Origin of the sequence: Sulfitobacter sp. PS-8MA, from assembly GCF_040933935.1 — a bacterium.
In the GTDB taxonomy this organism is placed as follows: domain Bacteria; phylum Pseudomonadota; class Alphaproteobacteria; order Rhodobacterales; family Rhodobacteraceae; genus Sulfitobacter.
The window spans coordinates 393,608-406,049 of sequence record NZ_JBFQYJ010000006.1 but is presented as its reverse complement, the minus strand read 5'-3'; the positions used below and the strand labels follow the sequence as shown (position 1 = coordinate 406,049).

Here is a 12,442-nt window from a genome sequence, read left to right as displayed (position 1 = left end):
CCGAGGTATGCGCGGCGCTCGCATGGGCTGCATTGAGGACGCTTGACAGAGATCATATGCGCAAAGTCGCAAACACGGTCATACATGGCGCCGGCACACCGTTACCGCCCTTTCTCTCTCCGATGGAAGAAGCAGCATATTGGGTAGGCATAGCCTCTCCCGAGGAACTGGAAGCCTATTGTCTTGCGACGTTCCGAGCTATGCCGCGCGGTCGGAAGATGGCTTTCCTTCACCATGTGCAGAGGAAGGAAGCGGCATAATGTGTGATTTCTCTGACATGGCGATGCAACTTGACACGCACCGGGCAGAGTCCCCCTATGATCGAGGGGACCGACTGCCTACAAAATTTGTCTGGCGTGACCCGTCCTCCATCCCCGCGCGCCCGTGGGTCTATGGGCGTCATCTGATCCGCAAACAAGTTTCGGTGACGGTTGCCCCCGGCGGCGTCGGGAAATCGTCACTGACGATCTGTGAAGGGCTAGCGATGGCATCCGAGCGGCAATTGCTGGGGGACTGGACCGCCAAGGGCCTAAAGGTCTGGATATACAACCTTGAAGACCCGCGAGACGAACTGGATCGGCGCATTATCGCGGCCATGCAACACCATCGGGTCAGCCCCGATGAAATCGCAGGGCGGCTTTATGTGGACACGGGCCGGGAACGCTCCCTGAGTACGGCTATACAGACCCGTGAGGGCGTCCAGATCATCAAACCGGAACTTGATGCGCTGGCAATGGAGATCGAGGCGCGGAAGATTGACGTGCTGATGATCGACCCTTTCGTGTCATCGCATCAAACCTCCGAGAACGACAATTGCGCTATCGACCTTGTAGCAAAGGAATGGGCGCGTCTGGCGGATCGGTGCAACTGTGCAATCGAACTAGTCCACCACACCCGCAAGACCAATGGCGAGGAAGCGACAACCGAAAGCGGACGCGGAGCCTCTGCCCTACTGGCGGCGGCGCGATCTGGTCGGGTTCTGAACAAGATGAGCAATCAAAAGAAAGGGGAGGCTGGGGTGCTGACTGACCCTGCCACCTACTTTGCTATAACCCGCGACAAAGCAAACCTTGCGCCCGTTGGAGAGCGTGAATGGCGGCGCATGGCTTCGGTGCCTCTGGCCAACGGCGATAATGTTGGCGTGGTAGAGGTATGGAAATGGCCCGATACGTTCGACGGCGTGTCGGTCGATGATCTGTTGAAGGTGCAACAAGCGCTTGAAGGCAAGGGACGGCGCTACTCTGACCAGGCAGGCAATGACTGGGCCGGCGTAACCGTAGCCGAGGTGTTGGGGTTGGATTCTACGGCAGACCGCAAGCGCATTAAAAAAATGGTCGAGGAGTGGCTGAAATCCGGAGCCTTAACAAAGGTCAAACTGCGGGACGCAAAGCGCACTGAACGCCCCTGTCTGGAGGTAGGCGAATGGGCGACCGTATGACTGCCACCCCCCCCTGTACGCATGGTGGGGCAAGGTGGGGCAAATACCCTTACAAACAGGCGCCACACCACCCCGCCCCTAACGGGGCGGGCGGGGTGGTGTGGGACACATCACCTGTTTGCCCCTGGGCGAGGCAACGCTCGCTGTGCGCGATATGGCGGACGGTAAGGATCAATACCGTTGAAAAGCTCACTTTGTTGCGCTGATTGTCCCGATCACCTAACGCCTGTTCACTATAGTGAAACTATCCAGTTACGGGGCCAAAAAACGTCACTAACTCACTGATACCATAAAAGGAAACTATCTATAGGGTTCCGAAACTAACGAATCTGGGTTCCGAAACTAACGAACGAAAATGAGCTCAAATCGGGTCCTGATATAACGAACTTGACGAACCTAGCCCGCTGCATGATGCTGGTTCCAGATATAACAAACTAGACCAAGGCAAATGGATGCCCCTTCTGCCCGACAGACATCCCCAGAAGGACTTCTTTATCCTCGACATTTCGGATATGGTGCCGAAGGACGACATGGCCTCGATGGAGCATCCGCTATTCTCACTCGCTACCAAGCCAGACATGCGCCACCTAGAATATCGCGGGGGTAACAACCGACTGAGAATCGTGCCATCTGGGGTCGGCCTGCCCACGATCTTCGACAAGGACATTCTGATTTTCTGCGTGAGCCAGCTCATGCACCGCAAGAACCGGGGCAAAGCTACAAAAGAAACTGAGGTAGAGAGATTGATGTACGGCACAAAAAGAAACTGCAATCAAATCAGCAACCAGGCGGTCGAAGGCATATGCCGAAAACGCTTGACTGAGACCTCCCCGTTACCGAAGTCCTGACCCTAAGCACTTTGATTGACTGAAGTCCACAGTGTACCCCTCAGGAATTTGGAGCTTCATGCACATGTCATTACCGTCCAGATCAGAATCTGTCGATTCCACAATTGCCTATGATTTTGAAAATGAAATTAAGGAAATGCGCGCCATCTATGAACGCGTTTTTCCGACTCAAAATTTGCATTATCTTATCTATATGGGCGAAAGTGCTATCTGGTCCCACCCAGAGATAATCGAGGGGGCCTATACACCCAATTCACGAGACCTGAGCCCACATTTTTTAGGAACTGTAAAACGGCCCGGACTTCGAGAAGATTCTCCCGAGATAACGGTAAAAATATCGATCCCGCGCCAGGCACTTCCTTCCGAACAAAAACAAACTGATGCACCATGGCAACCGCATAATAGGCTGCGCCCGTTGTTCGCTGTGAATACACTGGCTTATGAGTATATTCGTTTCCAAGCGGAAATGCGGCGCCTGCACAAATCAAAGCATCATTTGATGAGGTCTCTACCGTTGGGAGATGGCACCGAACTGTTGCCGAAACCACAGCGTCCGGTCACAGACAAGCGTCCTGCCGCCTTAATCGGCATGTACTGGCTGGAAACCGGCGGTGCCGAGAAGCTGGGCTTCGACACGATCCGCTGGGCTCTTGAAACTGGCCTGCGTGTTTTCGTCGTAGCCTGCGTACCATCGATCCAGCGCTTGGCACATAAACTGCCTGATCATCCAGACGTGACCTTTATTCGGGTAGACCGTTGGCTGCCGGGTTACCTCTGGGCGCATTTTGTCGAAAAGCTGGTGCTGGAGGAAAACATCACGCTTGTCCATAACCATCATTGCATACCGCTCTATGAGATGCTGCCTTTACTACGATCGCGTCTGCCTTGGGTGAAGACGCTCGACAGCACACATATCGTGGAATATGTGGATGGCGGGTATCCTAGAATATCAGGCGTATGGTCGAACTATCTCGACATGCAGCATGTCATAAGCGGTGAGTTGGTGACCTATCTCCAAGAGGCATTCAATGCACCTGTCAGCAAGGTTGTTCTTGGCAGGATGCTAAACCGTGTTGAAGACGCGGCCCCTATGCCCGAGCTGAGGCTGAAAGCGAGACAGAAGGGCCTGCACGTCGCCTTCATCGGACGGATGTATTACCAGAAGCGCCCGGTCGTTGCTGTCGAGATCCTGCGCGCTCTGGATGCTTGGGCAAACAAGAACGGGGTCGATTTTAGCGCCACGATGGTTGGCGAAGGCCCTTTCGAGGGTACTGTTACTCGTCTGCTGCGCCGCTATGGTCTGGGAGCCAAGGTCACTCAAATGCCAGGAAACACGGATGTTCCGGCACTGCTCGAACGATCCGACATCCTGATTCTGCCCTCGAACAATGAGGGGCTTGCGCTGGTCTGTTACGAGGCGATCGCACATGGCTGCATCCCGATCTCGACTCGTGTGGGATCACAGGACGAATTACTGCCCGACGATCTGCTGGTCCCCCTGCCTCCTCATAAGACAGTGCGTCAAACTGTCTTCGCTGTGGACCGCATGTGGCACGACAAGGAGTTTCTACAGCGCCAGAAGGATGGCTTGGCCAAAAGATGGCTCAAACTGTCGGCCGATCCTACTGCCGAAGAGGTACTCAAACCCATCTATCAGGCGGCTTTCGAAGACGCGAAAGAGAACTGAACCAATGAATGTTCTTAACAAAACTGCGGCGGTGATCGTAACCTTCAACCGGTCGAACAAGCTAATGAAGGTGCTGGATGCGCTTATGGCACAGAGCATGTGCCCCGATATCGTTCTAGTCGTAGACAATGCCTCAACTGACGATACTTCCGAGTTGGTCAAGGCACGCGCAAAAGACAGCCCTTCTATCCGGTATCTGAAGCTGTCCAAGAATGTCGGCGGAGCGGGCGGATTCCATGCCGGGATGAAGGCGGCCTATCAGATGGGCGCGCAGTATTTCTGGATCTCGGATGACGACGCCTACCCCGAACCAGATGCAATTAAATATCTTTATAAAGGGCTAACCCGTTTTCAGTCCGAGAACGGATGGCGACCCAGCTTCGCCTGCTCGCGTGTTGAGTGGACCGACGGGTCGCTGTGTGAAATGAACTGCCCGCGTACAGTCTGGGACTGGGCGCGCTTCGTGCAGCCCGGACGTCCTTGGGTGATGGTGGACAGCTGCTCCTTCGTATCAGTGATGATACCACGATGGGCGCTGACCGAACACGGCCTGCCCATCGCGGAATATTTCATCTGGTTCGACGACGCCGAATACACCCGCCGCATCGCGCGCAGCTATCCCGGCATCTTCGTGCCCGAAAGCGTTGTCGTGCATGACACGCCCGACAACCGCGGCGTGAACTTCAGCCTAGTCGACGAGAAAAGCCTGTGGAAGTTCAAGTACGGCGCCCGCAATGAGACCTCGTGGCGGCGCCGCGAGATGGGACTTGTGGGGGTGCTGGCCTATGCCTATGGCGTGCGTCGGCAGATGAAGCAGGGACATGTGCCGCGCCGCATGCGGCGCGGCATCTACGGGGCCATCTTGAAGGGTCTCAGCTTCCGCCCCGCCATCGACCGCTTCTGATACATCCTGACCGAGACGACCTACCCATGAGCGACCGCAGAACCCTTTACCTTCACATCGGCGTCCACCGGACGGCGACGACCGCCATCCAGGCTACGATGTACCGCAACTGGAAGACCTTCCGCGACCGGGGCTTTCTTTATCCTCTGGGGGTCGAGCGACATATCAGCACCTTCAACGACATCTTCTTCGGTCACACGACCGCCAAGGCCGTCGCGGCCGACCTGGTCAAACGCGCCGGCGCCCACCCCGTGCCCATCCACACGCTGATCATGAGCGACGAGGATGTCAGCATGCGCCGCGACCTCAGCCCGCTGCGCGCCTTCGCCGACCATTTCGACGTGAAGGTGATCTTCGCGATGCGCCGCCAGGACTTGTGGCTGGAGAGCTGGTGGGCGCAGAACGTCAAGGGCCAGTGGGATCGCCGCTACTGCCACATGCCTTGGCCAGAGTTCCTGGAGCGCCGGGCCGATTTCCACTGGATTGACTACGCCACCTATATCGATCATATCGAGCAGGTCTTCGGCGATGGCAGCGTCAAACCCTATGTGTTCGAGCGCAGCCAGATGCCGTGCGGCCCCATCGCGGCCTTCTGCAAGCAGTTCGGGTTTCGCAATGCCGCGTCGCTGGTGAAGGCGGGTGGCGAGAACATCAGCCTGACGCCCGAAGTATCGGAATTCGTCCGCCATCTTCCACTGATCGAAGCGCCGATGCAGCTGCGCCTGCGTCTGATCGCCATGGCCGAGGCGGTGGACCGCCACGTGCGCTCCGAAAAGCCGGCGACGCTGATGATCCCGCACGACCAGCGCACGGCGATCATGAAACAGTTCGAACCGGGCAACCGCCGGATCGCACAGCGCTTCTTCAGGCGCGGGCAGCTGTTCCTGGAACCGCTGCCCGCCGCGGACACCCCGGTGACGACGCCCGCGCTGCCCTATGGCTCGTCGCAGGTGATGACGCGGCTGGTCTCGCCCTTCGTGTCCGAGGTCGTCAACGACCTGAAGAAGCCCTGAGGGCTATTTCTTCAGGCGGTTCGACAGGACCGTGCGGGGCCACGATCATCGTGTTGAACGCCTTGGCGTGGCTGTCAATGAGCGTTTAAAAGTGACCCGGTTTCAGCGTTTAATTTTGACCCGCCTATTGGGTGACAAAGCCCCCAGGCGGACCGCCCTCATATAGCGAGTCCGTCTGGGGGCTTTGCTTGCGACGTGGCTATTTTTCTCTGCGACTTTTGCTCTGAGCGAAGCGATATGACGTGTTGCCCGTTTCGATGATGGCACAGTGGTGCGTGACGCGATCCAAGAGCGCAGTTGTCATCTTGGCATCACCGAAGACAGCGACCCATTCCCCGAACTCCAAGTTGGTGGTGATGATGACGCTGGTTTTCTCGTAGAGCTTGCTGATCAGGTGGAACAGCAACGCGCCGCCGGATTTCGGGAACGGGATGTAGCCTAACTCGTCGATGATGACGCAATCCAGGGCAGACAGCTGCCGGATGATCTTCCCGGCATTGCCGTCGGCCTGTTCCTTGATCAGGGCATTGATCAGATCGACCGCGTTGAAGAAGCGGACCTTCTTGCCGTTGTTAATCAATGTGGTTCCAAGCGCGATGGCGATGTGAGTTTTGCCTGTCCCGGTTCCGCCGACCAGGATGAGGTTGTGCGCCTCTTCGGTGAACTGACCCGAGCAGAAGGGTTCGATCTGGGCCTTACTCACCGCGGCCGCGCCGTAATCGAAGGTGGCGAAGTCCTTATGATGGGGGAACTTCGCGATGCGCATTTGATACTGGATGGAACGCACTCGCCGCTCTACAGTTTCCGCGTCGATCAGTTGCTTTATCGCTGTGGTCAGACTTGGTGGCTTGCGCGCGGACAGCAAATCATGGGCGCAAGCTGCCATTCCATGCAGCCTCAAGGCGGTGAGTTGGTCGATGAGAGCGTTCATGCGGCAGCCTCCTCGGCCGAGCAGAGCGCCTCATAGCGCTTGCAGTCGGCCTCGGGCCGCACGGTCAGCTGCGGATAGACATTACCCTCATTCAACGGCGTGATGATTGGCTCCACCAACTGGTTGATCAAATTGGTGATGGCAGGAAGGCGCAACGTGTTTTGTTCAACTGCCAGTTCGCAGGCCGTCTCCACCACCTCGATTCCGTGGTCCTGGGCCAGCAGAAGCAGATCGACGAACTCCCGGTCCCCGCCTTTGCCAGCCATGTAATGCTCCCTGATCCGATGCATGGCCTCAGGCAGTTGCCAGTCCACAAAAGGGGCGCCGTCGCGCAGAGCGCCGGGCTTGCGATCCAGTAGAGGAACATAATGCCAAGGCTCAAAGTAGCTGACGTTGCGGGTGAAGCGACGCTTGTGCTCGGCAATAACGTCCTGGCCTGACACCAGCACGATCCGGCTCGCATAGGCGCGCAAGGAGACATGCTGGCCTGCAAACCGGGAAGGCACGCTATAGCGATTGCTGGCATATTGAACCAGGCAGGTGGAACGGACCCGCACCGTCTTTTCCACATAACCATCAAAAGCCCGCCCCAGGGGGCGCAGCTCGGCGCGCTCATCTTCAAAAACCTCCGCAATCGTGCGGGACGATTGATCAGGATGGGCGCGGCTTGCCAATTCCTCGCAGCGCAGACGCAACCAGTTGTTCAGCCCATCCAGATCATCAAAAGCTGGCATGGGAACAAACAATCGGCCTCGTAAAAAATGGACCTGGTTCTCCACCTGACCTTTCTCCCAACCCGACGCGGGGGTGCAGGCAACCGGCTCCATCACATAATGGTTCATCAACGCCAAGAACCGCGGATGGAACACCCGGTCCTTCGAGCGGGAGACATAGGTCACCATCGTTTTGGGATTGTCGATGATCACCCGTCGCGGAACCCCGCCGTAGAAGGACAGCGCCCGTACAAAAGCATCCAACACCATCTCTTGGCTCTCGCCGGGATAGGCTACGATAAGAGGTTTGCGACTATGGCACAGGCGGAAGTGAGCAACCTTTACCTTCTGCTCGACACCACCGAGAATAACGCGCTCTTCGCTCCAGTCAAACTGGAGCGCATCACCGGCAGCAAAATGCAGGGGGATAAACGCCTCTCCCGATCCAGCATCGGCACGTTTGAGGTCTCGGATAAATCGCTGAACCGGAGAATAGGACCCAGTATACCCTTCCGAGACGAGCTGTTCGTAAAGCTTCGTGGCCGTCCGCCGCTCCCGGCGCGGGCGCTTGTGATCCTGCTCGAAAAGCTCTTGCAGCCGCGCGTCAAATCCATCGCACAGCTTATGCCGGGTCGGTGGCGCTTGCCGTTGATAGCTCGGTGGACTGTCGTCCTTCAGATACTTCTTCACCGTGTTCCGCGACAAACCGGTTGCCCGCGCCACAGATCGGATGCTGCGACCCTCAACCAATATCCAACGACGGATCTTCGATACACTTTCCATCAATATCACCTGCTCATTCCTCCGCGCTATTCAGCGCGGATGCTAACGTGGCAGGTGGGTCAATTTTGCACGCTCATAACCCACCCAAGTGGGTCAATTTCGCACGCCGATTCACACCTCAGGGCTTCGGGTGTGCCGTCAGGGGCGAGGATCTCGGTGTGCAGGACACCAGAGCGGTCAGAGTAATCATGCTCCAACCCTTGCCGGTGGTCCTCGATGCGCTCGGCTGTCCGATAGGCGGCAGCCGCAACGACACTGCGTCCCGTGCTGCGGGAGATTCTCTTTGCGGAGAAATGATAGATCGCCATCGGAGCCTGTGCGGTTGGTCCAGAGCATTGCCCTGGTCTGGTGGGGTTTGGGGCGGGCGAAGCGCCGCCCCATGTTGCCGCAAGCGGCAAGGGGGAATGGCGTCGCCTTGGGGTTTACCCCGTTGAGACCTCACACATTGCCTTGGCAATGTACCTTAGTTTCTCTACGGTATCAATTGCTAACAACATCAAAACCGCGGCTAGGGTTTTACTCAAGTGATGACAAAAGCTAACATTAAGCATGGGACGACCGCCAAACTTTATCGCTCAATTGACTAAGGCTGCTCACGCCAACTCCTCTGAGCCAGAACGCCCTTGGTGGCGTATTTGCCCGTTCACATCGGGCTGGCATACAAGCAAGCGACGAGCCTGCGTTCAATGTCTCGAACGCAGCTGTGAGCGCCTCAGAGAGATCGGCCTCGATGAGCGACGACAACCTCTACCTAATGACCAACTTCCGCGCTGTGGTGCCAAGCTCGTAAATGGTACTGCATGTAAAACAAAGGTTGTCCCCGGGAAACAACGCTGCAGATCCCATGGAGGCCTCTCGACGGGGCCAAAGACGCTCGAAGGACGGGATCGCATTGCGGCTTCCCAGCGGAAAAGATGGGAAAGGTGGCGAGTAGGCGATCCACCTATAAAAAGCTGAACAGACCGCCGCTTCTCCCTAAGCTGAGACAGCGGGAAGGAGAGACAAACCAACCGCGCATTACAATCGAACACGACATGGGCCTCGCTAGAGCATCCGCCCAGAACTTGAATCGTTGCGATTCCCTTGAAACCTGAATCTGCGATTCATCCCTATTGGGGGAATAGCTCATGTCAGCAACTTTGCGAGATGCGCTTCGGCGCGGCTTCAACAACAAACGCCACTGTCGAACCCGCAGCAATCTGGACGGTATCGCTAGGTCCGATGATATCGACCGGCCGCCAAACGGTATCACTATTAATAATCATGTCTGGGATCTCCAAGACATTGGCCCCACAAGCTCAAGAACTATGCCCGAAAGTTGGTGACGGCGTGATCAGGCGGCTGCTTGAAGATGCTTGCACCCGTACTTGAAACTGGCGGTAAGGCAAAGCTCGGGCGGATCTCAAAAACCGGTCAAACCGATATCAGGCGCCTTCCAATCATCGGCACGATGACAGGGATTGTGGGACGCTCACGAAACAAGGTGCCAGCCGAGAGCTGGATCGGGCGGAAGTTGGCGAGCACGCCAAAGATGTTGATTGTGATCGCACTGGGCAACAAGATGGCGCGACATCGGCATGAATAGCAAGCAGAGGCCGCCCTCAGGGGCCATCACTAACTTTCAGCTATATCTCCATTCCCTTCGGGGTAGCCCCCCTATAGTCAGGAAAGCAGAGAACCACGCATTGCCGTTAAAACACTATTGGACCGAAGGGATTTTCGTGGAGTTCCCGCGGCTTAAATTACTAACTTGAAGGGCATGCCCCGGCCTGATGCAATACGGAAGATCAACGTGACAGATATTACCCATTGCTGCTGGAGCGGGGGCCAAGTCATTCCCGAAATAATCAATTCAGATAAACGTAATATCGTCGAAGTTAAACCCGGACAGATCGGCACTTGATTGCAAGATCACCACTGGGTAGAGCGCGACTTCAAGAGTAACCTCATTAGTGACGCCGTTGTAGCGAATACCGACCCGGGGGTACTCAACGTGGAGCAGATCCGTCCCCAACATGAAATCAGTCACAATATCAGTATCAACAATGCTGGCATCGAAGACGAAGGTATCTGCGCCATCGCCCCCGGTTAGCGTATCGCTGCCGCTGCCACCAACAAGCGTGTCATCACCCGCACCGCCCCCGAGTATGTCATCGCCAAGACGCGCAAAGATTATATCATCTCCGTCCTGCCCAAAGAACTGATCATTACCATTGCCGCCTTGAATTATGTCATCACCAAGCCCGGCGAAGACCGTATCCTGACCATGCTCGCCACCCTGAGCGTTGTCGTAGAAAATGTCATCGCCCTGGTTGAGAAAGATCAGATCGCGACCGTCACCGCCAAAAACAGTGTCGTCACCTTCACCTGCATGGACTGTATCATAATGACCGCCACCATAGATTAGGTCGCTGCCCAGCCTTCCGTGGATAAGGTCATTACCGTCCTGACCGTGGAAGATGTCATTGCCGTTTCCACCTTGTATCGTGTCATTCCCAAATCCGGCAAAGACCGTATCCTGACCATGCTCGCCACCCTGTGCGTTGTCGTAGAATATGTCGTCGCCTTGGTTCAGGAACACCAGGTCGCGACCGTCACCGCCAAAAGCAGTATCGTCGCCTTCACCTGCATGGATTGTATCGTACTGACCGCCACCATAAATTTGGTCATCACCGAGACGCCCATGGATTAGGTCATTGCCGTCCTGACCGTAGAAAACATCATTGCCGTTGCCGCCTTGAATTATGTCATCACCAAGCCCGGCGAAGACCGTATCCTGACCATGCTCGCCACCCTGAGCGTTGTCGTAGAAAATGTCATCGCCCTGGTTGAGAAAGATCAGATCGCGACCGTCACCGCCATAAACAGTGTCGTCACCTTCACCTGCATGGACTGTATCATACTGACCGCCACCATAGATTAGGTCGCTGCCCAGCCTTCCGTAGATAAGGTCATTACCGTCCTGACCGTGGAAGATGTCATTGCCGTTTCCACCTTGTATCGCGTCATTCCCAAATCCGGCAAAGACCGTATCCTGACCATACTCGCCTCCCTGAGCGTTGTCGTAGAAAATGTCGTCGCCTTGGTTCAGGAACACCAAGTCGCGACCATCACCGCCGAAAACAGTATCGTCACCATCGCCGCCGATAAGCCGATCCGCGCCTTCGTCCCCGAAAAGTGTGTCGTCGCCCGCGCCGCCGCTCAAGTTGTCGTTGCCGCCAAGGCCTCGCAGCATGTCGTTGCCGCCATGGGCCATAAGTGTGTCGTCCCGGACCCCGCCGGTCATACTGTCATCGCCCTGAGTGCCATGCTCCGCTAGATCATCGAGGATAGTGATGTCAACGATGCGCGAGTTGCTCCCGTCGGAGAAGGTCGCGCCGGAGAGGGTCACCTGCAAGGAAAGGGTTTCGTCGGCTTCGTCGAGAAAATCCGGCGCGGCCGCAAAGGATATATCGATGTCCCTGGAGGTGGTGCTGGTGGAATACAGCGAAAGGGCCCCGCTGCTGGTCCCGCCCGCATAGTCATTGCCGACTGCTGTGCCCGACGCAAAAGAGTAGCTGTAGGACACCGACCCGGAGGTCCCGGTGAAGCGCAGGGTAAACACCTGGGACGTACCTTCCAGGATCTGAAGCGAACCCATAGGGAAAAGAGAGGCAGAAAGGGGCATGGAAATACTCTCGAATAAATGAAAATTGCGAAGGCGTAATGCTGCAATAGTTTCTGATTGGATAGGGGAGGTCAATATACATCATTTCCGCCCCAATCTAAGGCAAGTGTTATGCCCTTCGTCCTGGGCCAGAATCCTCGGGGTTGCATTTTTAAGGGCAGGCATGAAAATTCTTCAGTCTTCCAGATGCGCCCTGCAAGAGCTTATCTACCGAACTTAGAAGAATCGCGCGACCAACGAGGAGCACCTCAGCGTGCACAACGGTCTGCTTCTGTCGGCGCTCTAGGATGCTGCGTTCGATCGGGGACTGGTGACTTTCGGTGATGGTGGCCAACCAGAGTATTCGGTGTAACTAAGTAAAACGACCGCTACTGAACTGCGATGGGAGGTTCTGTTCACCTAACAGACGTGGCGATTATCGATCAGCAACTAATTAGTCATGAACCCTTGAAAAATAC

At 56.2% G+C, this 12,442-nt stretch carries 9 protein-coding genes and 1 pseudogene; 6 read left to right on the top strand and 4 right to left on the bottom strand.

Annotation, left to right across the window (positions count from 1 at the left end):
• The first annotated feature begins 259 nt into the window (after positions 1 to 259).
• The 5 genes and pseudogenes from AB4M76_RS05950 (at position 260) to AB4M76_RS05930 (ending at position 5,890) form a co-directional block, all read left to right on the top strand.
• A complete protein-coding gene (locus tag AB4M76_RS05950; RefSeq protein ID WP_368440887.1) occupies positions 260 to 1,438 on the top strand; it encodes an AAA family ATPase in 1,179 nt (392 codons plus the stop codon).
• 452 nt (positions 1,439 to 1,890) lie between these two features.
• Positions 1,891 to 2,262 (top strand): annotated as a pseudogene (locus AB4M76_RS05945) (replication initiator protein A); the annotation flags it as partial.
• 82 nt (positions 2,263 to 2,344) lie between these two features.
• Entirely contained in the window at positions 2,345 to 3,973 is a 1,629-nt protein-coding gene (locus tag AB4M76_RS05940; RefSeq protein WP_368440886.1) for a glycosyltransferase, read from the top strand.
• 4 nt (positions 3,974 to 3,977) lie between these two features.
• Positions 3,978 to 4,877, top strand: coding sequence for a glycosyltransferase family 2 protein (locus AB4M76_RS05935; RefSeq protein ID WP_368440885.1), 900 nt, complete (start codon positions 3,978 to 3,980; stop codon positions 4,875 to 4,877).
• A 26-nt stretch (positions 4,878 to 4,903) separates the two neighbouring features.
• Positions 4,904 to 5,890, top strand: coding sequence for a hypothetical protein (locus AB4M76_RS05930; RefSeq protein ID WP_368440884.1), 987 nt, complete (start codon positions 4,904 to 4,906; stop codon positions 5,888 to 5,890).
• A 199-nt stretch (positions 5,891 to 6,089) separates the two neighbouring features.
• Here AB4M76_RS05930 and istB read toward each other — a convergent pair whose 3' ends face one another.
• From istB to AB4M76_RS05915, 3 genes are read right to left on the bottom strand one after another with little or no spacing between them, the layout of a single operon-like run.
• The gene (istB, locus tag AB4M76_RS05925; RefSeq protein ID WP_108485421.1) at positions 6,090 to 6,821 is read right to left on the bottom strand and encodes an IS21-like element helper ATPase IstB; all 732 of its coding nucleotides are present in this window, start codon (positions 6,819 to 6,821) and stop codon (positions 6,090 to 6,092) included.
• Complete coding sequence (gene istA / locus AB4M76_RS05920; protein WP_368440290.1) at positions 6,818 to 8,317, bottom strand: IS21 family transposase; 1,500 nt, start codon at positions 8,315 to 8,317, stop codon at positions 6,818 to 6,820. Before istA ends, istB begins: the two co-directional genes overlap by 4 nt.
• A 59-nt stretch (positions 8,318 to 8,376) precedes the next feature.
• On the bottom strand, positions 8,377 to 8,625 hold the full coding sequence (locus AB4M76_RS05915; protein ID WP_368440883.1) for a MobA/MobL family protein: 249 nt from the start codon (positions 8,623 to 8,625) through the stop codon (positions 8,377 to 8,379).
• Between the two features lie 241 nt (positions 8,626 to 8,866).
• Here AB4M76_RS05915 and AB4M76_RS05910 point away from each other — a divergent pair, with 241 nt between their 5' ends.
• Positions 8,867 to 9,274, top strand: a complete 408-nt coding sequence (locus AB4M76_RS05910; RefSeq protein WP_368440882.1) for an HGGxSTG domain-containing protein — start codon at positions 8,867 to 8,869, stop codon at positions 9,272 to 9,274.
• Positions 9,275 to 10,169: 895 nt separating this feature from the next.
• Here the strand turns inward: AB4M76_RS05910 and AB4M76_RS05905 are convergent.
• Positions 10,170 to 11,984 (bottom strand): calcium-binding protein, encoded by a 1,815-nt coding sequence (locus AB4M76_RS05905; protein ID WP_368440881.1) that lies wholly within the window; start codon positions 11,982 to 11,984, stop codon positions 10,170 to 10,172.
• Positions 11,985 to 12,442 lie beyond the last annotated feature (458 nt).